This window comes from Paenibacillus sp. FSL F4-0125, from assembly GCF_038008565.1.
Lineage (GTDB): Bacteria > Bacillota > Bacilli > Paenibacillales > Paenibacillaceae > Paenibacillus_AQ.
Genome location: NZ_JBBOZJ010000001.1, coordinates 6,199,628 through 6,224,668, shown reverse-complemented (window position 1 = coordinate 6,224,668; position 25,041 = coordinate 6,199,628). Strand labels below are relative to the sequence as shown.

The 25,041-nt window shown below is 46.0% G+C and carries 25 protein-coding genes and 1 riboswitch; of the genes, 24 read left to right on the top strand and 1 reads right to left on the bottom strand.

The features are described from left to right. Window positions 1-33 precede the first annotated feature (33 nt). Window positions 34-1,563, bottom strand: coding sequence for a phospholipase D family protein (locus tag NST74_RS27780; RefSeq protein WP_341115487.1), 1,530 nt, complete (start codon window positions 1,561-1,563; stop codon window positions 34-36). Window positions 1,564-1,855: 292 nt separating this feature from the next. Between NST74_RS27780 and fni the strand changes: the two genes are divergently transcribed. The 24 genes from fni (at window position 1,856) to atpG (ending at window position 24,807) form a co-directional block, all read left to right on the top strand. Beyond that, the gene (fni, locus tag NST74_RS27775; RefSeq protein WP_339291503.1) at window positions 1,856-2,887 is read left to right on the top strand and encodes a type 2 isopentenyl-diphosphate Delta-isomerase; all 1,032 of its coding nucleotides are present in this window, start codon (window positions 1,856-1,858) and stop codon (window positions 2,885-2,887) included. Window positions 2,888-2,928: 41 nt separating this feature from the next. Beyond that, window positions 2,929-3,399, top strand: a complete 471-nt coding sequence (locus NST74_RS27770; protein ID WP_341115486.1) for a GNAT family N-acetyltransferase — start codon at window positions 2,929-2,931, stop codon at window positions 3,397-3,399. Between the two features lie 163 nt (window positions 3,400-3,562). Then, window positions 3,563-4,915 carry a S41 family peptidase gene (locus NST74_RS27765; RefSeq protein ID WP_341115485.1) on the top strand — a complete coding sequence of 451 codons (1,353 nt, stop codon included), beginning with the start codon at window positions 3,563-3,565 and terminating at the stop codon, window positions 4,913-4,915. 142 nt (window positions 4,916-5,057) lie between these two features. Beyond that, the gene (gene ychF / locus NST74_RS27760) at window positions 5,058-6,158 is read left to right on the top strand and encodes a redox-regulated ATPase YchF (RefSeq protein ID WP_042131387.1); all 1,101 of its coding nucleotides are present in this window, start codon (window positions 5,058-5,060) and stop codon (window positions 6,156-6,158) included. A 233-nt stretch (window positions 6,159-6,391) separates the two neighbouring features. Next, complete coding sequence (prfA, locus tag NST74_RS27755; protein WP_042131385.1) at window positions 6,392-7,465, top strand: peptide chain release factor 1; 1,074 nt, start codon at window positions 6,392-6,394, stop codon at window positions 7,463-7,465. Continuing rightward, complete coding sequence (prmC, locus tag NST74_RS27750; protein ID WP_341115484.1) at window positions 7,458-8,456, top strand: peptide chain release factor N(5)-glutamine methyltransferase; 999 nt, start codon at window positions 7,458-7,460, stop codon at window positions 8,454-8,456. Before prfA ends, prmC begins: the two co-directional genes overlap by 8 nt. Before the next feature lie 139 nt (window positions 8,457-8,595). Beyond that, window positions 8,596-9,780, top strand: coding sequence for an FtsW/RodA/SpoVE family cell cycle protein (locus NST74_RS27745; RefSeq protein WP_341115483.1), 1,185 nt, complete (start codon window positions 8,596-8,598; stop codon window positions 9,778-9,780). A 221-nt stretch (window positions 9,781-10,001) separates the two neighbouring features. Continuing rightward, on the top strand, window positions 10,002-11,186 hold the full coding sequence (locus NST74_RS27740) for an FtsW/RodA/SpoVE family cell cycle protein (protein ID WP_341115482.1): 1,185 nt from the start codon (window positions 10,002-10,004) through the stop codon (window positions 11,184-11,186). Window positions 11,187-11,269: 83 nt separating this feature from the next. Continuing rightward, window positions 11,270-12,025: a stage II sporulation protein R gene (spoIIR, locus tag NST74_RS27735; protein WP_341115481.1), complete on the top strand. Its 756-nt coding sequence runs from the start codon at window positions 11,270-11,272 to the stop codon at window positions 12,023-12,025. Between the two features lie 208 nt (window positions 12,026-12,233). After that, complete coding sequence (locus tag NST74_RS27730) at window positions 12,234-13,472, top strand: L-threonylcarbamoyladenylate synthase (protein ID WP_341116001.1); 1,239 nt, start codon at window positions 12,234-12,236, stop codon at window positions 13,470-13,472. 126 nt (window positions 13,473-13,598) lie between these two features. Next, a complete protein-coding gene (locus tag NST74_RS27725) occupies window positions 13,599-14,171 on the top strand; it encodes a manganese efflux pump MntP (RefSeq protein WP_341115480.1) in 573 nt (190 codons plus the stop codon). Between the two features lie 47 nt (window positions 14,172-14,218). Then, window positions 14,219-14,806 carry a low molecular weight protein arginine phosphatase gene (locus tag NST74_RS27720; protein ID WP_341115479.1) on the top strand — a complete coding sequence of 196 codons (588 nt, stop codon included), beginning with the start codon at window positions 14,219-14,221 and terminating at the stop codon, window positions 14,804-14,806. Between the two features lie 48 nt (window positions 14,807-14,854). Next, window positions 14,855-14,937, top strand: a riboswitch (ZMP/ZTP riboswitch). Window positions 14,938-15,011: 74 nt separating this feature from the next. Continuing rightward, window positions 15,012-15,596, top strand: coding sequence for a TIGR01440 family protein (locus NST74_RS27715; protein WP_341115478.1), 585 nt, complete (start codon window positions 15,012-15,014; stop codon window positions 15,594-15,596). Window positions 15,597-15,709: 113 nt separating this feature from the next. Then, on the top strand, window positions 15,710-16,957 hold the full coding sequence (glyA, locus tag NST74_RS27710; RefSeq protein ID WP_341115477.1) for a serine hydroxymethyltransferase: 1,248 nt from the start codon (window positions 15,710-15,712) through the stop codon (window positions 16,955-16,957). Window positions 16,958-17,380: 423 nt separating this feature from the next. Then, complete coding sequence (gene upp, locus NST74_RS27705; RefSeq protein ID WP_042131376.1) at window positions 17,381-18,010, top strand: uracil phosphoribosyltransferase; 630 nt, start codon at window positions 17,381-17,383, stop codon at window positions 18,008-18,010. A 60-nt stretch (window positions 18,011-18,070) separates the two neighbouring features. Continuing rightward, window positions 18,071-19,231: a non-hydrolyzing UDP-N-acetylglucosamine 2-epimerase gene (gene wecB / locus NST74_RS27700; RefSeq protein WP_076119034.1), complete on the top strand. Its 1,161-nt coding sequence runs from the start codon at window positions 18,071-18,073 to the stop codon at window positions 19,229-19,231. 178 nt (window positions 19,232-19,409) lie between these two features. Next, complete coding sequence (locus NST74_RS27695) at window positions 19,410-19,643, top strand: AtpZ/AtpI family protein (RefSeq protein WP_076119036.1); 234 nt, start codon at window positions 19,410-19,412, stop codon at window positions 19,641-19,643. Next, window positions 19,636-20,013: an ATP synthase subunit I gene (locus tag NST74_RS27690; protein ID WP_042131373.1), complete on the top strand. Its 378-nt coding sequence runs from the start codon at window positions 19,636-19,638 to the stop codon at window positions 20,011-20,013. Before NST74_RS27695 ends, NST74_RS27690 begins: the two co-directional genes overlap by 8 nt. Window positions 20,014-20,042: 29 nt before the next feature. Next, the gene (gene atpB, locus NST74_RS27685) at window positions 20,043-20,810 is read left to right on the top strand and encodes a F0F1 ATP synthase subunit A (RefSeq protein WP_042131372.1); all 768 of its coding nucleotides are present in this window, start codon (window positions 20,043-20,045) and stop codon (window positions 20,808-20,810) included. Between the two features lie 104 nt (window positions 20,811-20,914). Further along, window positions 20,915-21,127: a F0F1 ATP synthase subunit C gene (gene atpE, locus NST74_RS27680; RefSeq protein ID WP_039877624.1), complete on the top strand. Its 213-nt coding sequence runs from the start codon at window positions 20,915-20,917 to the stop codon at window positions 21,125-21,127. A gap of 97 nt (window positions 21,128-21,224) precedes the next feature. Next, entirely contained in the window at window positions 21,225-21,713 is a 489-nt protein-coding gene (gene atpF / locus NST74_RS27675) for a F0F1 ATP synthase subunit B (RefSeq protein ID WP_042131371.1), read from the top strand. Next, window positions 21,710-22,261 (top strand): F0F1 ATP synthase subunit delta, encoded by a 552-nt coding sequence (locus NST74_RS27670; RefSeq protein ID WP_042131370.1) that lies wholly within the window; start codon window positions 21,710-21,712, stop codon window positions 22,259-22,261. Before atpF ends, NST74_RS27670 begins: the two co-directional genes overlap by 4 nt. Window positions 22,262-22,272: 11 nt before the next feature. Next, window positions 22,273-23,784 carry a F0F1 ATP synthase subunit alpha gene (atpA, locus tag NST74_RS27665; protein ID WP_042131369.1) on the top strand — a complete coding sequence of 504 codons (1,512 nt, stop codon included), beginning with the start codon at window positions 22,273-22,275 and terminating at the stop codon, window positions 23,782-23,784. A 153-nt stretch (window positions 23,785-23,937) separates the two neighbouring features. Then, window positions 23,938-24,807 (top strand): ATP synthase F1 subunit gamma, encoded by an 870-nt coding sequence (gene atpG, locus NST74_RS27660; protein WP_042131368.1) that lies wholly within the window; start codon window positions 23,938-23,940, stop codon window positions 24,805-24,807. Window positions 24,808-25,041 lie beyond the last annotated feature (234 nt).

Genomic DNA, 25,041 nt, shown 5'->3' with positions numbered 1-25,041 from the left:
CCTTCTCAACGGTGGTTTTTTTATTTTTTTCGCTTAAAAGGTAGTAAAGCCCAGGTTAGTCTGCAGCCGGAACAGGATGTACTTGAACCAGGTCACATCGCTCTGATAGGCTTCAAAAGGCAAAGTGAATGCATGCCCCTCGTTATTCCACAATCGATTGAAGTAGGCTTCCATTTCTGTGAACAGCGGCTGATCCCGCTTCATAGAAATCCACAGATCATTCTCCAGATTGTAGTCATCCAGATTGCGTGTGGTGAAATTGGTAGAACCGCCAAGAACGACGGAGCTCCCGGTTTGTTTGGCAATAAAGAGCAGCTTCGGATGATATTGCTCTTTGGTTGTATTGTACCAACGAATAGAAATTTCACCGTTCGTGCGTTTGTTCAGATCCATGGCAACCGGACGGTTGGGGATCCCGATTTTATCACGCCCGAAGGCGTTCTGATTTGGATCCAGGATTAGGTTCACCTTAGCGCCGCGTGATGTAGCCTCGACCAACGCATCCAGAATGGCATCGTCAGCAAGATAGAACATCCCCATCCATACGGTATCCCCCTTCCGTGCGGACCTAATGCCTTGCAGCGCATATTTGTATACCTTTCCTTCTGTTAAATAGCGAACTTCTAGAGCTTCCGCTGATGGTAGGTTTTTTTCTTGGGTGAAATTGGGCTTATGAAGTAGCAATGGACCTGCATCTGAAAGATCGGCTGCTGCCTGCTCTGTCTGGAGAATATCAGCAATAATTGGACCCTGTGCCTCCAGAGCAATATTGGAGTGGTAGGCGCTGGCATCGTGAACATTTCCAGAGGAAATTAGTGCGGTGTTCTCACTAACAATCACTTTACGATGGTTCGCCTTTACATTGAGTAGTTTTAGATAAGATCGAGCGGTAATATCCGGTCCACCACTGGCCATAAGATTAGGGATAAAGCCTTTACCGGATTGTCCGAACCATTGGATGAAGGTGCGCCAGAAGGCTGAATATGCAGGTGTAGAATCTCGCAGCGCATTAACATCGGTCATGATGACTCGAATCCCTACGGCCTTCATTTCTTCTAGAAGATGATTGGGCGCTGAGTTGTAGTTAGTATTGACCTCATCGGTGATGAAGACAATCTCCATTTCCGGATAGGTTTTCTTTTGTGAGATTAACTTATCAGTCAGCATTCGACTGACTGGAGGAAATGACTGATCCTTATGGGTATAATCATTGAACAGAAACAGGTCAATGACTAAGAACTCCCTTGACTCCTCGACGATCTGTAGAATTCTCGGAAGAATTTCACTCTCCTGCTTACCTGTGTCCGTCCCGTCTGGATAAGTTAGATCATGCCAGAAGGATACATTATTCACTTTGTATAGGGGACTTTCATAGGAAATCCCTGCGGGAAGAGGTTTATGTGTCTGATATATCATTACGCCGATTAACCAGAGAATTAGAATGACGCAAGTCCATATCACTCGTTTGCGGCGTCGTGAAGAGGTGCGTTTTTTTTGATCTAAAGCATGGGTTATATTTTGAATCGTTTGGGGCTGAACGGGTTGTTCACGATCTGATGTCATCGGAAGTTCCTCCTGAAAGTATTGCAGAGCACTTCCTATAAACTTAATATGCTCCGGCATGTACCAACCTATTAACACCTAGTGGGGAGAAATGAAGCAGCATGGGGAATTCGCTAACTTCATATTGTAAATTCAACTGTAGGGATATGTTATAATAAGTGCAGTTTAGGAATAGGAGGAACGGAGCATGAATCATACGCCAGAAGAGGCCGTACCATATGATGCAAATAGGCAGTCTGGCGCGGATCATGGCAATGACCTACCGACTGTAGAAGGTTCAGACAAGTCTTTAATGCCTGCATCAAGGACAGGTGAACGCAAAATAGAACATGTACGTCTTTGTCTAAATGAAGAAGTCGGTGGCGTCGGTGTGACTACGGGGTTTGAACATTACCGATTTCGGCATAATGCTCTTCCAGAGCTGAATTTCGATGATATATCATTGCAGACTACGTTCCTGGAACGTGAGCTGCGAACACCGCTGTTGATCAGCTCGATGACAGGTGGCAGTAAAGCAACTGGAGCTATTAATGCTCGGCTGGCGGAGGCAGCGCAGCGTCGCGGGTGGGCGTTGGGTGTTGGTTCTGTGCGAGCAGCGGTGGAGCGCTCTGAGCTAACCGAAACCTTTTATGTACGTGACAAAGCGCCTGATATTCCGGTTATTGCTAATATTGGCGCGGTACAGTTATCTTATGGCTTCGGAGTGGAGGAATGTCGCCGAGCTGTGGATATTGCCGGTGCGGATTTTCTTGTATTGCATCTCAATGGTCTTCAAGAGGTCTTCCAACCGGAAGGGAATACTGGTTTTGCGTCCTTGTTATCTCAGATAGAAAAAGTATGTCGTACACTTGAGGTTCCTGTAGGTGTAAAAGAAGTCGGCTGGGGTATTGACGGTGATACAGCAGGGCGTCTTTATAATGCAGGGGTAGCCTTTGTTGATGTGGCGGGTGCGGGCGGAACATCCTGGAGTCAGGTGGAGAAGTTCCGCAGTGTAGATCCTATACGGCGCGCAGCGGCTGAAGCCTTCGCGGACTGGGGTACTCCAACCGCAGATTGCATTGCAGAGGTACGTGCTGTCTCCCCGAAGGGGGCTTTGATTGGCAGCGGCGGCTTGAAGCATGGCGTGGATGCTGCGAAGGCATTAGCCCTCGGTGCTGATTTAGCAGGCTTTGGACGTAATCTGTTAGGACCGGCAGTAGATTCTGAAGAGGCACTCGAAGCTGCACTGGCTCAAGTGGAGCTGGAGCTTAAGATAGCGATGTTCGGCATCGGTGCTCCCGATTTAGCAACTTTACGTGGAACTTCCCGTTTAATACGTAAATAGAGGTATGTAATAAATATAAAAGTGAGGAAGTGAAAAAGATAATGATTAAACTGGTCCATATGGATGAATCCGCCTTTCAATTTTTCTTAGGTCAAGCTACTCGTGACTATGCGGAAGATAAGATTAAAGCCGGTGCTTGGGATCCTGAAATCGCGATGAAGCTATCTGAGGAAGCCATTTCACAGTCTCTGCCCAAAGGGTTGAACACAGATGGTGCTTATCTATATTCTATAGTAGAGATAAGTAGTGATACTCAGGTTGGATATATCTGGTTTAATGTAAGTGAAGGCCGCGGTGGCCGAGAGGCTTTCATTTATGATTTCTACATTTTTGAACCGTATCAGAGCAAAGGTTATGGCAAGCAGGCTATGGTCGCACTTGATGAAGAAGCCCGTGAGATGAACGTCACCAAAATCGGGTTACATGTCTTCGGTCAGAACAATCGTGCATTTGAGCTGTACAAAAAAATGGGATATACCGTAACCGACATTACGATGTCTAAAGATCTATAATGCTATTCATGGAGACCTCGAAGGAGGTCTTTTTTTTTGTTGTTCCAAAATTTGATGTAAATAATTGTGATAAATATATTTGAATTAGGATTAATAGAAAAATATGATTATTAAATAAATTCCTGAAAATGGATTATAGAAGAGTGTTGGAAGGGGGATTAAGGTGAGACCAAGGTTTGTATTACCAGCGGCTTTATCTGTAGCTGCAATACTGTTACTGGTTAGTTGCAACCGTGGGGATTTGCCAGGGAAAAAGCAATCTGCGTCGGGGCAAGTTCAGGCAAGTCCGGTTGCGCCGGTAGCCTCTTCAAAGGTAGCGGAAGAACAGCCAGAAGCGGCGTTGTCTCCATTGACAGTGGAACAAAGATTAGAGGATTTTGATTATATGTGGAAGATTATTGAGGAGAACTACCCTTTCTTAGAGGTAAATAAGCGTCTAAATGGAGAGGATTGGCTTGCGAACAAAGAGGAGTACCGTAATGAAATTGCAGCAGTGAAGACAGATGATGAGTTTTTTAGACGAATGAGATTCGTACTTAGCAGGTTAAATAATGGGCATACGAATTTTTTATCTAAGGAAGAATATCCATGGTTTCTAAACGCCTATGTTCAGGCAGGTTTTGGTTATGAGCCTTGGATCAACGTGTTTCAACAGCCAAATGTGTTGGCTCGTTACAACCAGAAACCTTTAGCGGAGCAGCAAAGCTCTAATGGCATTGTAAACGATATGAATAGTGGTGAGGCAGGGAGTCAGACAGGAAAGACTTCCGGGAATGTAAAAAAGGTTATTATAGAGCCAGAGCAAATAGCGTATCTAGGCATGCGAAGCTTTGCCGGAAGTCTCATGGAGATGGATAGTTCGGAGATTCGTGATTTTTTAATAGAAGTTAAAGATTATAAGACATTAATTCTAGATATCCGCGGAAATGGCGGAGGAAACAGTAATTACTGGAGAGCTCATATTGCTCCTCTGCTGATCAATAAACCTATCGAATACAATACATACTTACTTTATACAAGAGGCAACTATGCTGAGACCTTTATGCAGGCACGTCAGATCACAAGGGGGCAGCAGCCTATTACCAGCATCAAAGACGAACAGTTGCCTAATTTACCATCGGAAGCATTGAAAATGTTTAAGACATATAGTAAAAATACAGATGTAGTAATCCCTCAAGAATCCGTTGGTTTTAAAGGAAAGATCTATTTGCTGGTAGATAGCTCTGTGTATTCATCAGCGGAAGGTCTTGCAGCCTTTGCAAAAGGAACCGGGTTTGCGACGGTTGTTGGTGGCAGAACAGGTGGGGATGGACTAGGGATGGATCCGCTTGTCGTTGCATTGCCTAATAGCGGTTATGTATTCAGATTTTCCTTTGAGATGGGACTGAACTCTGATGGAAGCTGTAATGAGGAGGTAAAGACCGTGCCTGATATTGAGGTTGATCCCGATACCTCTAAACCTCTATTGGATCAGCCGGCGATTAAAAAGGTATTGGAACTTGCGGCTTCCCAATGAATGGGTGCGCTTGGATAAGGCTGGATTGACACATCTGCAAGACATCCGGTGTTGCTGGAGAATATGTTCTAATATATAATGGTTTAGATCGTATTACTTATTCGGATGATCAATTTAGCTGAAAATAGGAGTTGTCATATAAATGGCTTTGAAAGCGGGAATCGTCGGTCTTCCTAACGTAGGAAAATCCACATTGTTTAATGCAATAACGCAAGCGGGAGCAGAATCCGCAAACTACCCTTTTTGCACGATTGACCCTAACGTTGGTGTCGTTGAAGTTCCGGACGAACGTCTTGATAAACTGACTGAGCTGGTACAACCTAACAAGACTGTACCTACTGCTTTTGAATTTGTTGATATCGCTGGTCTTGTGCGCGGTGCGAGTAAAGGTGAAGGACTAGGCAACAAGTTCCTAGCTCATATCCGCGAAGTAGACGCTATCGTTCATGTCGTTCGTTGTTTTGAAGATGAGAACGTTACCCACGTGGATGGAAAAGTAAATCCGATCAGTGACATTCAGACCATTAATTTGGAACTGATCCTTGCTGACATTGAGAGCATTGAGAAGCGGATTGAGCGTTCCCGTAAGAACATCAAGGGCGGCGACAAGAAATACGCTCAAGAAGTTGAACTGCTTGAACGCGTCAAAGAAGTGCTCTACGAAGATAAACCTGCACGTAGTATAGAATTGTCCGATGACGAGAAGCTTATTATTCGTGATCTTCATTTGTTAACATTGAAGCCAGTGCTGTATGCAGCGAATGTAAGTGAAGAAGAAGTAGCAAGTGCAGAGGATAATCCTTATGTGCAGCAAGTGCGTGAATTTGCAGCAACTGAAGGTGCTGAAGTTGTTCCGATCAGTGCTAAAGTAGAAGCTGAAATTGCCGAGCTTGAGGGCGAAGATAAAGCGATGTTCCTAGAAGAACTTGGACTAGAAGAATCTGGTTTGAACCGTTTGATCAAAGCGGCTTACAAGCTGCTAGGCTTGTATACGTATTTCACAGCAGGCGTTCAGGAAGTTCGTGCATGGACCATTCGTAAGGGAACTAAAGCGCCCGGCGCTGCTGGTGTAATTCACACAGATTTTGAACGTGGATTTATCCGTGCTGAGGTAGTGGCTTACGCAGATCTTGTGGCAGCTGGCTCTATGAATGGTGCGAAAGAACGTGGTCAATTGCGTCTTGAAGGTAAAGAATATTTGGTGCAAGACGGCGACGTTATGCATTTCCGTTTCAACGTTTAAGAGGACTGAAGCGTACTAAGGATATGAGGGTCATCTCAGTCGGTAGGGGTATCTACTGCTGGGATGGTCCTCTTTTAAAATATAAGTCATTTATTATGGCATATACGCGTACAGAACTGTAGCCATTTCACAATATCTTTGGTATAATATAAAGTCGTATATCTATTTTTATGACATATGTTTTAATCGCTTTATTTGCGAATTTGAAATTGAACTAGGAGAGGTGAATTCCCTTGTTGGACCGATTGCAATCCCTGGCGGACCGCTATGAGAAGCTCAGTGAACTGCTTTGTGATCCGGATGTTGCAAACGACAGTAAGAAACTGAGGGATTATTCCAAAGAACAATCAGACCTACAGCCTGCTTTTGAGGCGTATACTGAATATAAGAACGTAATGGAAGAGCTTGAAGCCGCTAAACAAATGCAAGGCGAAAAGCTTGATGATGAGATGAAGGAAATGGTCAAGATGGAAATTGACGACCTTTCCAAACGTCAGGTAGAGCTGGAAGAGCAAATCCGTGTATTGCTGTTGCCTAAAGACCCGAATGATGATAAGAACGTAATCGTCGAAATTCGTGGTGCCGCGGGTGGAGATGAAGCGGCATTATTCGCTTCCGACCTTTACCGGATGTACACCCGGTTTGCAGATTCACAAGGCTGGCGTGTGGAGTTAATGGATGTCAATGCGAGTGACCTTGGTGGATTTAAAGAAGTTATCTTCCTTATTAACGGCCGCGGTGCATACAGTAAGCTGAAATACGAAAGTGGTGCGCATCGCGTACAGCGTATCCCAGCAACTGAATCCGGTGGACGTATTCATACCTCTACTTCTACAGTATCGGTGATGCCGGAAGCTGAAGCATTTGAAATTGAAATCCATGATAAAGACATTCGTGTGGATACCTTCTGTTCAAGTGGTGCAGGCGGACAGTCTGTAAATACGACCAAGTCTGCAGTACGTGTAACTCATGTACCTACGGGCATTGTTGCTACTTGTCAGGATGGTAAGTCACAGAACTCCAATAAGGAAAAAGCACTACAAGTGCTTCGTGCCCGTATCTCTGATATGAAACGGCAGGAAGAGGAAGCGAAGTATGCTGGTGAACGGAAGAGCAAAGTAGGTACGGGTGATCGAAGTGAGCGTATCCGGACGTATAACTTCCCGCAGAGCCGGGTTACAGATCATCGCATTGGCTTGACACTGCACCGTTTGGAGCAGGTTATGAACGGAGAAATCACTGAAATTATTTCGGCTCTTTCAATTGCTGAACAAGCTGATTTGATGGATAGTATGGACAATGGATAATAATGCTTTGAACGATGGCGTATTTGTCATGTCGGAAGTGAAAAGCATCCGGGAAGCCTTTGCGGAGGCTTCTTCTTTTTTGAGCCAGAGCGGTTGTAATGAACCGCAACGCAGTGCGCAATTGCTACTTGAGCATGTGCTTGGCTTGTCCGGAGCAGTGTATTACATGGTGCTGGCGGATCCTTTTCCAGCTGCGGTTAAAGAAGCGTGGGAGGCGGGGGTTACCCGCCGGAGTAAGGGTGAGCCGGTGCAGTATATTATCGGCGAGCAAGAGTTCTACGGGCGTCCCTTTGAAGTGACGCCTGATGTTCTGATCCCGCGGCCAGAGACGGAGTTACTGGTCGAGGCGATTTTGCGGTACGGCGCGGAGCTGTGGCCGGACGGCATGGTTGCGCTGGGTGAAGCGGCGCAAGAAGAAGGCGCTGCTTCGTTAGCGGCAGCGCAAGATCGTGCGGGCGACGCGGAAAGTGGACGCGCTCTACGTCCGCTGACCGCCGTCGACATCGGCGCCGGCAGCGGAGCGATCTCCGTCACGCTGGCGGCGGAAGCGCCGGCGTGGCGGGTCTGCGCCGGCGACATTTCGCCGGCGGCCCTAGCTGTGGCGAAGCGCAATGCGATGCGCTCCGGCACAGCCGTGGACTTTCGGCTCGGCGATCTGCTCGAGCCGTTCGCGGGGATGGAGACGGATATTCTCGTCTCCAACCCGCCGTACATTCCCGGCGAGGATATCGCCGGGCTGCAGCGTGAGGTGCGCGACCATGAGCCGCGCACTGCGCTGGATGGCGGGGCGGACGGGCTGGACCCGTACCGCCGGATGATGGAGCAGCTGGCGCTGCTCCCGGCACCGCCGCGTCTGATTGGCTTTGAACTCGGCTTCGGACAAGCCGAGCAAGTGGCCGAACTGCTTGTCGCGGCCGGCCATTGGAAAGAGATCATCACCATTAATGATCTGGCTGGAATTCCGCGTCATGTGCTTGGTATAGCACGATAATTCTACATGCTATGCAGGGGAGTTCTGGTGCTCGGGTAGTGAAATTGTATTTTTAATCCGACTTCCTTTACAATAGAATTTAACCGGACTTCTTAGAGAACTATAAAGAAAGCCCAGATTTAGAGTAGGGAGGCAGAACGTGCTTCAGAAGATTAAGAAGATTGATGGTGCTATCGTAGTCGTTCTGTTATTGCTCATGACTGTCAGCATCTTCGCCATATATAGTGTGACACATGGAAGAGAAAAGCTGGACGGACATCATATCCGTATGATGATGTATTATGCAATTGGCTTTATTGCTTTTATTGGAATGACCTTTTTAGATTACAGAATTTTAGTGAAATACGCGTTATATATTTATTTGTTTGGGATAGGTATTCTGGTCCTCGTAAGCTTTTTGGGAGAGACCAAAAATAATGCCCAAGGCTGGTTGTCCCTCCCTGGTGGACTGAGTCTTCAACCTGCCGAGCTATTTAAGCTGATATTGATTCTATTCCTGGCAGCTATGCTCGTCCGAAAGAATAAGAGTAAGCTCTTATTTTGGCGGGATGTTGTGCCGCTGGGTCTATTGACCTTATTTCCGTTCCTTATTGTCCTTACACAGAATGACCTTGGGAATGCCTTGTCTTACATTGTGATTCTTGCAGGTCTGTTATGGATTGGTAACATTAAGTACACTCATGCCTTAATCGGGCTAGTAATTGTAGCGAGTTCTGCGATTGCCGGAATTATGAGTTACATCCATTATCATGATGAAATTAAAACGTTCCTCACGGATATTGGCCGCTCACACTGGATCGAACGTTTCGACCCCTGGCTTGTTCCGGACAAAGCAACAGCGAAAGCTCTTTATCATACTAAAAACGCCAAACTGGCGATTGCCTCAGGTGGGATGAGTGGCGAGGGCTATATGAACGGCAGTTCTGTTCAGACGGATCGAGTGCCTTATACGTATTCGGACTCCATCTTTGTGCAGATTGCCGAGGAATTTGGATTCGTAGGTTCTGCATTTGTGCTGCTACTATATTTTATCCTGATACACCGAATGATTCTGATCGCGCTGGAATCCAGAGATCGAGCGGGTCCGTTTCTGATCGTCGGTATTGTCGCGATGATGCTGTATCAGATTTTTGAGAATATCGGCGCGTTTATTGGCTTGATGCCGTTGACAGGTATCACGTTGCCATTCATTAGCTTTGGGGGTACATCCCTGCTTATCAACATGGCCAGCATTGGACTGGTAATGAGTGTACGTCTGCATGGTCAGGATGTAGAGGAAGATTTGCCTAAGCCTACTCCTTATGCAGCTGCCAAACAGATATAAACACGTAATCAAAAAAAACCGTCAGAACCTTATCTTTTATGGATAGGAACTGACGGTTTTTTTATAATGAGGATGTCCGTCCGCTGATCCGAAAGATGAATCTCTTAATTCGGATGCATTACATAAATTTGGAATTGTAACCTCAAATGCTCTACAATAGAAAGGAGCGACCTTCCTCGGGTGAGGGTGGTTGGAACCTTAATAGAGTAAGGGGTTTACGTATGCTTGAAAAGCTCAAGAAAATCGATAGTGTGATCCTTATTGTTCTAGTTATGCTGATGGTCATTAGTATTTTTTCAATATATAGCGTGACTAATGGTAGATTAGTTCAGAAACTAGATGGTTTCCATTTACAAATGCTGAAATACTATATCGTAGGGTTTGCAGCTTTCTTTGTGCTTACTTTTGTGGATTACAGGATATTTGTGAAATATGCTCTTTATATTTATATTTTGGGTATAGGTCTGCTGGTGTCAGTAAGTTTTTTTGGTAAGGTGAAGAACGGTGCGCAACTGGGGCTGGAGATAGGCGGTCTTAGCTTTCAACCTGCGGAGCTTTTTAAGTTGATATTGATTCTTTTACTCGCGTCCATTCTGGTCCGTAAACAAGGGGCTACGCTAACCTTCTGGAAGGGAGTCGTCCCCCTGGCGCTTCTTACATTGCTTCCTTTTGTTATAGTGATTGTACAGAATGATCTGGGAAATGCGCTAAGTTACATCGTTATATTGATCGGACTTCTGTGGATCGGGAATATCAAAATTTCACATGCGCTCATCGGGCTAATTATAGTTGGCGGATTGGGTCTTGCAGGAATTCTAAGCTATATACACTATCATGATGAAGCGGTTCATTTTTTTGAGGAGACCCTTGGCAGGAAGCATTTAGTAGATCGTTTTGATCCATGGCTCGTACCTGATTTGGCGTCAGATGATGCAAGCTATCACACGAAAAATGCTAAAGTGGCTATTGCCTCCGGAGGGATGAGCGGCGAGGGGTACATGCAAGGAAGCTCTGTGCAGAGTAACCGTGTTCCTTATACCTATTCGGATGCTATATTCGTACAGATTGCGGAGGAGTTTGGGTTCGTGGGTTCAGCGCTGTTGCTGTTGCTATTCTTTATTCTTCTTCATCGGATGATATTGATTGCCCTAGAGAGTAGGGAGCGCAGCGGACCATTTTTAATTATTGGAATTACGGCTATGCTGCTGTATCAAATCTTAGAAAATATTGGAGCTTTTATCGGCCTAATGCCGCTTACGGGAATTACACTTCCTTTTATCAGCTATGGAGGCACGTCACTTTTAATCAATATGGCCTGTATGGGGATTGTAATGAGTGTGCATCTTTATGGGCGGGATGTTGAGGAAGATTTGCAGCTGCCTAAGGCGCTTGCTTTAAAGTTATAGATTTAATAGATTCATAGGTTTGCAGTCTCTCATCTCTGGACATACTACTAGCATGAGTGTTAAGAGGAGAGGGGCTGCAACAAATGAACGATAATCATATGGATAAAAGAGATTCCTTACGTGTAACTTTTAAGTATACTGCCATTTTAATTTGTTTTTTTATGATTGTTATCATGGCCTGGGAGGGTCAAAAAACCGATGCGGCAGTAGCCGAAGTAACCATTCCACAGGATTCTATCCGGCTGCGTATTTTGGCGAATTCGGACGGAACGCAAGATCAGCTAGTGAAACGGCAAATCCGCGATACCATCGTGGAGCAAATGAACCAGTGGGTTACTGCACTGGAGGATCCGCAGAGTTTAGAACAGGCACGTGCTTTAATTAGAACCCATCTGCCAGAGCTTAATGCATTGGTTGGCTCGGAGCTGGAGAAACGTGGTATTCAATACTCCTATAAAGTGGAGCTCGGAGTGGTTCCTTTTCCGACTAAATTATACGGCGGCACAGTTTATCCGGCTGGAGAGTACGAGGCTGTGCGGGTTACGTTAGGTGAAGGGAAGGGTCAGAACTGGTGGTGTGTACTGTTTCCACCGCTGTGCTTTATCGATGCAGGCTCCGGAGATGCGGCAGCACCTGCTGCTGACAAAGGGGTGAAGACCGTCTCGGCTGCTGGGACAGATAGCGGAGTTAAGGCGCAACCAGCAGTAGGAACAGCTGTACAAGCAGATTCTTCGGCAAAGGATGCAGCGGCAGCGGATTCCGCAGAGCCAGAGGTGCGGTTCTTCGTTTGGGAGCTGCTGCAAAATCTTTGGAACTGGATTTCGGGATTATGGTCGTAATTGCTGAAGCTAGCTCTTTGGTTTTGGCGGAAATGGTCTATAGTTTTGAACCTAGATATGTTACTATTTCATAAGTAGATCGACTGCGGCTCCTTCATTGGGGCCGCTTTTTGGTAAGATTAGAAGGAATGGATATTCTGAGTATTTATTCTAATTTGCTAGAAAAGCTAGTGTTCAATATATATCCTGTAGAAAGCCTGTGATGAGAATGAATGAACCAAACGATCCTTTATTCGCTGTTCAGCGGAGGAGTGAAAATAGGGATGAGACTGTTTATTGGGAGCTGGATTTGTTGGAACATACAGCTCCGGATTCAGATGTGCTTCAGCCAAGTGAAGAGAATAAGTTAGCTATAGCAGAGGCGGCAGCCATGCTTCGCGAAGGAGGAACGGTTGCTTTTCCAACTGAAACGGTCTACGGACTTGGAGCGGATGCGCGGAATACAGCAGCGGTTGAGGCTGTTTTTGCGGCAAAAGGGCGACCGTCTGACAACCCCTTAATCGTGCACATTGCCGATTCAGGTGCTTTGGAAGAGTTGGTTACAGAAGTGCATCCTACGGCTGCGGCATTGATGGATGCATATTGGCCTGGACCGCTGACAGTTGTGCTTCCTGTTCGTGCAGGTGTTTTGTCGCCTTGTGTGACGGCAGGCTTAGACACGGTGGGTGTACGTATGCCTGACCATCCGGTAGCTTTGGCGCTGATCAGTGCAGCGGGCTGTCCTGTTGCGGCACCGAGTGCTAACCGTTCGGGTCGTCCGAGTCCGACCTTAGCTTCGCATGTGATGGAAGATTTGTCCAGATATATCGATGGTGTTCTTGATGGCGGCGCCGCGGGAGTTGGACTGGAGTCAACTGTAGTGCAGGTGCAGCCGGATGGAAAGGTTGCCGTGCTGCGCCCCGGCGGAATTACTTCAGAGCAGTTGGCTGCTGTAGTGGGGGCAGAAGCAATTGCTGCTGAGCCAGCTGCGGTTAAGGAATTTGAAACTTCCACAGCGGTGGAAGTTCCAGAAGGCACTGCACCGCAGGAACATTCCGGTGCAGAAGCTGCCGACAGCTCGGCGCCGCGCGCGCCGGGCATGAAGTACACGCACTACGCGCCGCGCGGCTGGCTCGGTGTAGTGCGCGGATCTTCTCCGCAACGAGTTGCGGAAGAAGCCGCAAGTCTACTTCAGGCGGCGCAACTGAGCGGCGAAGTGACGGGCTTACTCCTCTTTGAGGAGCATAAGCCCCTCTATCCCGCCGATCCTGCCGCCTGCGTTCTCTCCCTCGGCTCGTTATCCTCGCCGGAGGAAGGTGCACGCTCCCTATATGCCGCGTTGCGGCGCTTCGATGAAGCGGGAGCGACTTACATCTTGGCCGAGGCTTGTCCGTATACGGGCCTCGGTGCTGCGATTATGAACCGGCTTATGAAAGCCGCCGGTGGTTCCGTGATTGACGCCGGATAGTTACGGCGCCTATTCTACCCAGCTTTGCAGCGCTTATTCTAAGCTGAAATCTCCTATGAAGTCATGATTACCCCCTTGTCCGCATATCGTTGTTGTACAAGATATTTCGGACTTGGGGGGTTAAGCATGGGCATAGGGGATGTATATGCCGGTTGGGGGCAGACGGTTACTATTGCCATAATGGCGATTGCATTAGGAATGGATGCTTTTTCGCTTGGTGTAGGTATCGGGATGAAGGGGATTCGTCTGTTACATGTTCTGCAAATGAGTGTGCTCATTGCTTTTTTTCATATGCTGATGCCTCTTCTGGGTTTATTAACGGGAAGTTATGTCGGGCAGCTGCTGGGTCAAGTAACGACTTATGCCGCCGGAGGACTTCTTGTGCTGTTAGGTGGACATATGGTGTATAACTCCTTTCGTCCGGAAGTGGTAGGTACGCGAGCTATGAATCACCGAACCTTATGGGGAATGCTGCTTCTTTCACTCAGTGTGAGTGTGGACTCTTTTTCTGTGGGGGTATCCTTAGGGATGTTTGTAAATGGTATCCTTCTGACTATACTAGCTTTCGGTGTCTGTGGAGGTCTGATGTCGATTGTAGGCTTACTTCTTGGGCGGCATGTCAGTCGTGGGCTCGGGGATTATGGTGAAGCACTGGGCGGGGCTATTTTATTGGGGTTTGGCTTGCTATTCATCTTTTGATACAATAACGGCATTACAATATTTTAATTTCATGGGGGTGCAAAAGCATGCTGCATATTTTATTCGTCTGCACCGGTAATACATGCCGTAGTCCTATGGCTGAGGGGCTTTTACGAAAGCTCGCGAAGGAACGTGGAATCGACCTGGAAGTGCGGTCTGCAGGTGTATCCGCCATTTCCGGCACTTCTATATCGAGACATGCTGCAGCTATTTTGCAGGAAGAAGGCATTCATGATCATTTGGAGTCGTCGCAATTAACAGGTCGATCCGTTGCTTGGGCCGATCTTGTGCTGACCCTGACCAGTGGACATAAGCGGCATTTGCTACAGTATTTTCCGGATGCCGTAACTAAAACATATACATTGAAGGAATATGTGCATAACGAAGAAGCTGTGACTGAGGATATTAAGGAATTGGACAGCCTATATGCAGATGCTGAGTTAAGCATTGCTCTAGGCGGTGAACCCAACGCAACGGATCTGCAGCGAATGATTGAAATCCGCCAACGGATTCCGAGCTTTGATATTTCCGATCCTTTTGGGGGTACGCGTGAGGATTATGAGCTTACTGCTGCTGAAATTCGCACTGCGCTGTTTAGTTTGCTAGATAAACTGGAATCTTTACGCCATATGTAAATGGTTGATTTTCGGTCCGCTTTGCTTTAAGATGAAAATATAACTAATCGGTTCCGATGTAACTGGCGACAAATGTGGATCAAACCACGATGGAGCATCGGAATAAACGGCCGGTCGCCTGGGCAAAAGAGCAAATCCGCAGCTACCTGCGGACTGCTCTTTTTTGTTTAAATAAAGCTTGTTTGAAGCTTGAGGAGGTTGAGTGATGGACGAAGTTGTGGATCTATCTTTAACTGAAGCCACCGTCACTGTGTTAAAGGAGTTGGCGGAAGCTGGTAACCTTGGATCAGGTAAAGTTGTTGTCGTTGGAGTTAGCACAAGTGAGGTCGCTGGTGTCCGAATTGGAACCGGTGGTGCGCTTGAAGTCGCACAGCAATTGCTGGAAGGGGTCCGTTTGGTCGCAGCGGAAAAAGGATTTCATCCCGTTTATCAGTGCTGCGAGCATTTGAATCGTGCGCTTGTAATGGAACGCTCTTTGCTTGAGTCGCTTGGGTTAAAAGAAGTTTCAGCTGTACCCATACCGGGGGCTGGAGGTTCGATGGCGGCGGCTGCCTATCGCTCTATGAAAGATCCTGTTTTGGCGGAAACAATAGAAGCGCACGCGGGTTTAGACATTGGTGAGACGCTTATAGGGATGCATTTACGCCGGGTAGCGGTTCCTTTTCGACCGACCTTACGCTACATTGGAGCGGCTAGGGTGAATGCAGCTTGGACCAGACCCCCGCTGATTGGCGGCGAGCGTGCCGTTTATCGAGCTCCAGAGCAGAGTGGTTTACAGGGTTGTGATTAATAATTTAGTTTTATATTTTTTGCAGAAACGCAGACCTAAAGCCTTATTATGGCGGGCAAATCGTTTCTACTTAAATACAACATATCTACACACACTAGGGAGGAAATAAGAACATGGAACAATTACGTAAGAGTGACCCGGCAGTACTGGAAGCGATGGAACTGGAACTGAAACGTCAACGTGCCAACATTGAGCTTATTGCCTCAGAGAATATCGTTAGCGAAGCCGTAATGGAAGCTATGGGCTCGGTGCTTACGAATAAATATGCAGAGGGCTATCCAGGCAAACGTTATTATGGTGGCTGTGAAGATGTGGATATCGTTGAGAATTTAGCTCGTAATCGTGCAAAAGAATTGTTCGGTGCGGAGCATGTTAACGTACAACCGCACTCCGGAGCACAAGCGAATATGGCTGTTTATTTGGCGGCGCTAAACCCGGGTGACACTGTTCTTGGTATGAACTTGGCGCATGGCGGACATTTAACGCACGGTAGTCCAGTCAATGCTTCCGGATTGCTGTATAACTTTGTTGCCTATGGTGTGCAAGAAGATACTTTCCTAATTGATTATGATGAAGTACGCAAAGCGGCCTTTAAGCACCGTCCTAAATTGATTGTTGCTGGTGCAAGTGCGTATCCACGGATTATTGATTTCGAAAAACTTGGTGCTATTGCCAATGATGTCGGCGCTCTGTTTATGGTAGATATGGCCCATATCGCAGGTCTTGTTGCTGCTGGCCTTCATCCAAGCCCGGTACCTCATGCTCATTTTGTTACAACTACTACACACAAGACTTTACGTGGTCCTCGTGGAGGTATGATTATGTGCAGACAGCCATGGGCTGCTGCGATCGATAAAGCTGTATTCCCTGGTTCCCAAGGCGGACCGCTGATGCATGTCATTGCGTCAAAAGCAGTTGCGTTTGGTGAAGCCTTGCAGCCTTCCTTTAAGACTTATGCTGAAAATGTAGTGAAGAATGCAAATGTTCTTGCGGAGACGCTGATTAGCGAAGGGGTTAACATTGTATCCGGTGGTACGGATAACCACTTGATGTTGCTTGATACCCGTAACCTGAACATTACCGGAAAAGATGCGGAAAAAGTACTAGATTCCATCGGAATCACCGTGAATAAAAACGCAATTCCATTTGATCCTACGAGTCCTTTTGTAACTAGTGGTATTCGTATTGGTACACCTGCAGTCACTTCCCGTGGTATGGACGAGCAAGCAATGGTAGTTATTGGCCGTATTATTGCTAATGTTCTGAAGAATCCTAAGGACGAAGCGAAATTGGCAGAGGCAGCTCGTCAAGTTGCTGATTTGACAGACCAGTACCCACTTTATCCAGAATTGAAATACTAGTTCTTATTTGTATTCATTAATGAGTTCACCTCCATCAAGTCCTGATTTTAGGGTTTGGTGGAGGTTTTTTGTTGTTTATTGTTCACAATATTACATAGGGAATGGATGGGAAACCGATGAAATTGTTTATGAAAGTTCATGGAACTTTCATAAACAATAGTGAAAAAAATGTGAATAGTATGAAAAAGTAAAACTTGCACAACATAATCTGGGTTTTATTATTGAAAGGTTGAATGTTTCAACCAATCATTACCTTTCAGGTCAAGGATATACAATAGGAATGTGTTCAATATGGATACAAGTGCCTTTCTAGGTGAAATGAAGCGAAGGGAATGCTATAATAGACAGGATTTAGCCACTGAGAAGCAAAAAGCGCTTTCTGAGGTTATAGACAAGACTTACAATTACCGGAGGGACATTAAAATGGGAAAATTGGTGATTTGCGATCATCCTTTAATTCAACACAAACTAACATTTATTCGCGATGTAAGAACAAACACAAAGGATTTTAGAGAGCATGTTGATGAAGTTGCCACATTGATGGCTTATGAGATTACACGTGATATTCCTCTAGAGACCATTACGGTACAGACACCGGTCACTGAAACGGAAAGTAAAGTGATTTCGGGAAGAATGCTTGGGCTTATTCCTATTCTTCGTGCGGGCCTAGGGATGCTTGAGGGCGTTCTAAAGCTTCTCCCTGCTGCTAAAGTAGGACATGTTGGCTTGTTCCGTGATCCGGACACACTTCAACCGGTTGAGTATTACATTAAGCTTCCTACAGACGTACAGGAACGCGAGCTAATCGTAATCGATCCGATGCTAGCTACAGGGGGATCCGCGATTGCTGCTATTACCTCGTTGAAGAAGCGTGGCTGTACACAAATTAAAATGATGAACTTGATTGCGGCTCCAGAAGGTGTTGCTGCAGTTCAAGAAGCTCATCCGGATGTAGATATTTACGTAGCTGCGCTTGATGATCATTTGAATGAACATGGATATATCGTTCCAGGACTTGGCGATGCGGGAGACCGTTTGTACGGAACTAAGTAAATAGCAATTCGTGATTAGGGATATGAAATATTTGAATTTTTTGATGAGAGGGTAGGGGTTATGTCCAAAATTAAAGTGATGACTGTTTTCGGAGTGCGCCCCGAGGCGATCAAGATGGCTCCTCTAGTTCTTGAACTAGAGAAGCATCCTGAGCATATCGAATCAATTGTTTGTGTAACAGCACAGCATAGAGAACTCCTAGATCAAGTGTTGGAAGTGTTTAAGATCACTCCTGATTACGATCTGGATGTGATGAAAGACCGTCAGACGCTGAATGAAATTACTATTCGTGTGCTTGAAGGCTTGGAGCCTGTGCTGAAAGAGGTTAAGCCTGATATCGTACTGGTGCATGGGGACACATTAACAACGTTCCTTGCGAGCTATGCCTCCTTCCTGCAGCAAATTCAGGTTGGGCACGTAGAAGCAGGACTTCGGACATGGAACAAACTGTCTCCTTATCCTGAGGAAATGAACCGTCAACTAACAGGTGTATTGGCCGATCTGCATTTTGCTCCGACCGATTGGTCAGCTAGTAATTTGAAACACGAGAACAAAAAAGAATCAAGTATTTATATCACAGGCAACACCGTAACCGATGTGTTTCAATATACCGTACAGCCGGATTATCGGCATCCTGTTTTGGATTTTGCTTCAGGAAAAAGACTTATTTTGATGACTGCTCACCGCAGAGAATCGCAAGGTGAACCGCATCGTAATATCTTCCGAGCTGTTAAAAGAATCGCTGATGAATTCGAAGATGTAGCCATTGTTTATCCTGTGCATCCGAGTCCTGCTGTTAAGGAACCTGCACATGAAATTCTTGGTGGACATCCAAGAATTAAGCTGATTGATCCGCTGGATGTCGTGGATTTGCATAATTTTTATCCGCATACCCACTTGATTTTAACCGATTCCGGCGGTTTGCAAGAGGAAGCTCCTTCATATGGAGTTCCCGTCCTTGTGCTTCGTGATACGACGGAGCGTCCTGAAGGGATAGATGCTGGAACGCTGGAGCTTGTGGGCACGGACGAGGAGAAGGTGTATGAACGGACACATGCTCTTTTGACTGATAATGAGCTCTATCAGTCGATGAGTCGGGCCGCCAACCCGTACGGAGATGGCAAAGCCTCCCAACGAATTGTCAATGCGATTTTGCACCATTTCGGTGTAAATAAGGAACGTCCTGAAGAGTTTCACAGAATGTTCACAAAAAATAAATAATTTCATTTAAAGTAATATCTGAGCTGATTAAAAACACCATACAGTCAAACTGTACGGTTTATATGGTTTTGGAACATTTTGCTGTGATTATTTTCATGTTTTCAAGGGTTTTTAGGCAATGTTCAATGAATTGACAAAGTCTCCAGAAATTCAGTAAAATTAGTTGGGATTGTAGCCAATGAAAGAACAAAATAGCAGGGACAGCTTGTTACAGACCGCGCTTATCATTGGAAGTGCAGGCACTATACTCGCCGCTTACATTGTTATTGGTTTTTTTGCGGCAAGGTGGCTGAAAGACCTGATGGAGGGTCCGAAATATTGGCTCGCCATTGGCACAATAACCGGAATGATTCTGGGGATTATGAACGTCGTCCTGTTAATTAAAAAATTTTTGGGGGAGCAGAATGGATAATATGACTCCCATGATCAATACCGTCACTAGAGTTACGCTCGTCCTTATGGCAGGACTCTTAATGGGCTGGGCGCTTCATCATGAGACCAGGGAGACTACGCTGGGCATGACTCTGGGTCTGGTGGCGGGATTGGTAAACTTTCGTTATCTGGCCGTCAAGGTTCGACGGGTAACGCAGTCGATTGCGAGCAACGAAGGGAATGCCTTCAGCCTCGGTTTTGTTACACGGATTAGTTTTGCAATTTTGGTCACCATGTTCGCGGTCAAGATTGAGCATTTCTCCCTGGTAGCAACTGTTTCGGGCGTATTCATTCCTCAGCTTCTCGCCATTCCTGCGGGGATATATCTGAGTGTGAAGAACAAACTTTAACCAGATTAAAGAGAAAGGGGGATGATACTATGCATGAGATGCCGAAAATCTTTGTCGGGGGAATACCGATAGATATATCAGCCGTATTGATGCTTCTGATCAGTTGTACAGTAGTATTTGTACTGGTGATGCTGTCGGTTCGTAAGCTTTCGGTTGAGAATCCATCTAAGCTTCAGAATTTTATGGAATGGGTTGTTGAATTTGTAGAGGGTGTCATTAGCAGTGCCATGGACCTGAAGAAAGGAAAACCTTACATATCTTTGGGGCTAACGTTGATTCTGTTTATCTTTGTTTCCAACCTTCTTGGATTGCCTTTCTCAGTTGTAACTGAAGCACATGGACCTGTAACTGTGTTTGGCCATGTGATTGAAGCAACCAAGAACTTGGCGCATGGTGATCATGTTGAGATCTTATGGTACAAGTCGCCGACTGCTGACATTAATATCACTGCAGGATTGGCAATTATTGTGTTTATACTGATGAACTTCCTGGGCATTAAGCTCAATGGAAAGCATTATTTCAAACACTATATTGAGCCGTTTCCAATCTTTTTGCCACTGAACATTATCGAGAACTTGGCAAAACCAGTAGCTTTGGCTATTCGTCTATTTGCTAACATTTTTGCCGGAGAAGTACTGATTACAGTCATTTTGAAACTGGGGATTCTCAGTATTCCGTTCCTGGCTGTATGGCAAGGCTTCAGTATTTTCGTCGGGGCACTACAGGCGTTTATCTTTACGATTCTGACGATGGTTTATATCGCACAGATGACGATTCACGAAGAAGAAGCACATTAATGAACTGCTGCGAAGAGAACGGCTATCGTCTGATTTTCTTTCGCGGGAGATATCTTATATCATTAAACACAATATGAACCGAAATTAAAGGAGGATATTTACAAATGGAATTTTTAGCAGCAGCAATAGCGGTTGGATTGGGTGCACTTGGCGCAGGTCTTGGTAACGGTATGATCGTTAGTAGAACAGTTGAGTCCATCGCTCGTCAGCCAGAAGCTCGTAATGCCCTACAAACAACAATGTTTATCGGTGTAGGTATCGTCGAAGTTATTCCGCTCGCAGCAACAGTTATCGCATTCCTGATCATGTTTTCTTAATAAACCGTATTTACGGTTTGGCGGGGACGGCCAGTGCCATCCGCGCCTTACTTTTGTATACGTCCGCATGACGCGGTAACGGAAGGGAGTGACCTCAGTGGAAATTGTTTGGACAAACATCGTATTTTCAATTGTAGCCTTTGGGATTCTATATTTCTTGCTCAGTAAGTATGCGTTCAGCAAATTGTTCGCAGTGATGGAGAAGCGCCGTGAGCTGGTAATGCAGCAAATGGATGAAGCTGCGAAGACTAGAGAGCAAGCGGTCGCGTATGTGGAAGAGCAGAAGCAAGCGCTGAACAGTGCACGCCAGGAAGCTCAACAGATTATCCAACAATCGCAAATTACTAGTAATCAACAGGTAGAACAAGCTTTGGCGCAAGCTAAAGTTGAAGCTGCACGCGTCAAAGAAGAGGCCGTGCGCGATATCGAGAACGAGAAGAATAAAGCAGTGGAAGAGTTGCGCAGCGAAATTGGAACGGCATCTGTTCGTATTGCTTCTAAACTTCTTAAGAAAGAAGTTAGCGCTAGCAGTGAGCAGGAGCAGCTTGTGAACCAATACCTCAATGAGGTAGGAGGCCGATCATGAGCCGCGATACGGTAGTTGCCAAGCGCTACGCTAAAGCATTGTACAGTGCAGCAGTAGAGAAGGGGATTACCCTTGAAGTAGAAGAACAGCTCAAGGCAGTGGTCGAAGTATTACACTCAGACCTAGAGGTACAGCGGTTTATTCTTGCACCACGTATCTCGGAGTCCGACAAGCTGAAAGTGCTGCGCACAGCACTTCAAGATAAGCTCTCTCCTATCGTGATGAACATTGTAGAACTGTTAGTAGAGCGGGGCAGAACCGATATTTTTGCCGAACTGCTGGATACGTATATCAAGATTGAAGGAGACGCTCTTGGCATTGGTGATGCTAAGGTATACTCCGTTTATTCTTTAAGTGAAGAAGAACAAGCGGCTGTAGCTGCAGAATTTGGCCAGCTCGTAAACCGTAAAATCCGGGTTACGAATGTGGTAGATCCAAGCCTGCTGGGAGGACTGAAAGTTTATATCGGCGATACGCTGTATGACGGCAGTCTGTCTAGTAAATTGGAACGTCTCGAGAAATCCTTTAATGATAAGCATAGAAGATAGGGGTGAGGATATTGGGCATCAGACCTGAAGAGATCAGCACTTTGATCAAAAGTCAAATTGAGCAATATAAAGCCGATATCGAAGTTGCCGAAGTGGGCACCGTCATTCAAGTCGGAGACGGTATCGCTCGTGTCTACGGTCTGGAAAACGCAATGGCAGGCGAGTTGCTAGAGTTCTCCAACGGAGTAGTGGGCATGGCGCTCAATCTGGAAGAAAGCAACGTCGGTGTTGTTATTCTGGGTGAGTACAAGGAAATTCGTGAAGGCGATCAAGTAAAACGTACTGGACAAATCATGCAAGTTCCAGTGGGAGAGGCCCTTCTGGGTCGTGTAGTTAATGCACTCGGTATGCCGCTTGACGGTAAAGGCCCTATTCAAACGACGGAGTTCCGTCCGGTTGAGAATAACGCTCCTGGTGTTATTGACCGTAAATCGGTTCATGAGCCAATGCAAACTGGCCTTAAAGCGATTGACGCGATGGTACCAATTGGTCGTGGACAACGCGAACTTATCATTGGTGACCGTCAAACTGGTAAGACTGCAATCGCAATCGATGCGATTATCAACCAAAAAGGCAACGGCATGAAATGTATTTATGTTGCCATTGGACAAAAACAATCTACAGTAGCACAGGTTGTAGAAACTCTTCGCCGTCATGGCGCGTTGGAATATACAATCGTTGTAACTGCTTCGGCTTCCGAGCCGTCCCCACTGTTGTATATTGCTCCATACGCAGGTTGCGCAATGGGCGAATACTTCATGTACAAGGGCGAACACGTATTGATCATTTATGATGACCTTTCAAAACAAGCTTCGGCTTATCGCGAATTGTCCTTGCTGCTTCGTCGTCCACCGGGTCGTGAAGCATTCCCTGGTGACGTGTTCTACTTGCACTCCCGTCTTTTGGAGCGTGCGGCTAAGCTTAGTGATGAGCTTGGTGGTGGTTCATTAACCGCGCTTCCGTTCATCGAAACACAAGCATCTGACGTATCGGCTTACATTCCTACGAACGTAATCTCGATTACAGATGGTCAAATCTTCCTTGAGTCTGATCTGTTCTACTCTGGACAACGTCCGGCAATCAATGTCGGTATCTCCGTTTCCCGTGTAGGGGGTTCCGCTCAGATTAAAGCGATGAAAAAGGTAGCAGGCTCGCTTCGTTTGGATCTTGCTCAATATCGTGAACTTCAAGCATTCTCACAGTTTGGCTCAGATCTTGATAAATCCACGCTTGCTCGTCTGAATCGCGGAGCGCGTATGATGGAAGTTCTGAAACAAGGTGTAAATCAGCCGTTGTCTGTTGAGCATCAAGTGCTTAGCTTGTACACAGCTGTAAAAGGGTATTTGGATGATATTCCTGTTAAGGACGTAAAACGTTTTGAAAAGGAATTCCTTGCTTACATGGATAGCAGTGCTGCTGAAGTTGCTCAATCCATCAGAGATACCAAGGATTTGACAGCCGATAACGAAGCCGCTCTTAAAGCTGCAATTGATAAATTTAAAAGAGGCTTTGCTACTAGCTAATATAGATCGCGCGTAAACAAATCTTATTAAGTGAGCTTTGGCACTGCCGAAGCTCAGGCTATTACTTATAAAGTTAGCTTTGAATTGGTCAAAGCTAAGAAGATGCTTACGAAGTTAGCTTTGACTCCGTCAAAGCTCTAAGGTGGTGAAATCATGGCAAGAAGCATGCGTGATATTAAACGTCAAATTAAGAGTGTTCAAAACACAAGACAGATCACAAAAGCGATGGAAATGGTAGCTGCCTCCAAGCTGAGAAAAGCTCAGGAGAAGGCGATTGCCGCCCGTCCTTATGCTGAGAAGCTGAAAGAGGTTGTATCGAGCATTGCTGCCGGTACAGAAGGCGTTCAGCATCCTATGCTGGTCAGTCGGCCTGTGAAAAAAACTGGTTATCTTATCGTGACCTCTGATAGAGGGCTTGCGGGTGGATACAACGCTAATATTTTACGTAAGGTGACGATGCTCATCGCGGAACGCCATAAATCCAAAGATGAGTACGCCTTGTTCGTTATCGGTCGTAAAGGCCGTGACTTCTTACGCCGCCGTGAATATCCGATTGTACAGGAGGTTACTGAGCTATCGGATGCGCCGAAGTTTGCTGACATCAAGTCTATCGCTAATTCGGCAGTACAACAGTTTGTAGATGGTACGTATGATGAGCTGTACGTTTGTTATAACCAATTCGTCAATGCGATTACCCAGATTCCAACTGTTGATCGATTGTTGCCTATGGAAGGCGTAGGAAATCATGAGCATCATGAAGCGACTGCAAATTACGAATATGAACCTTCACCAGAAGGCGTACTCGAAGTGCTACTTCCGAAATACGCTGAAACTTTAATTTATAGCGCAATTCTGGATGGCAAGGCCAGTGAGCTGGGTGCGAAAATGACAGCGATGGGCAGTGCAACAAAGAACGCGTCGAAAATGATCGGAGAACTTACCCTTACGTACAACCGTGCCCGTCAGGCGGCAATTACGCAGGAAATTACCGAGATCGTGGCCGGAGCGAACGCTCAGTCTTAAAAATACAAGAACAGTTAAGCACTGTGCTTGACTTGCCTTGTATTTTACGAGAAACAGTGCCGCATGGAGCGATACAGAGTATCGCCCGCTTCTGGAGTATGGCTCCTTAAGAACGGCACTGCAGTTCTTCTTAAAATATAAGAAAGTATAGGTTTTTCACTATACAAAATGCTTATATTTCTACGAGAAACGGTTGTCATCTTTATATGACGACAACGTCGTTTCTTCTTGACG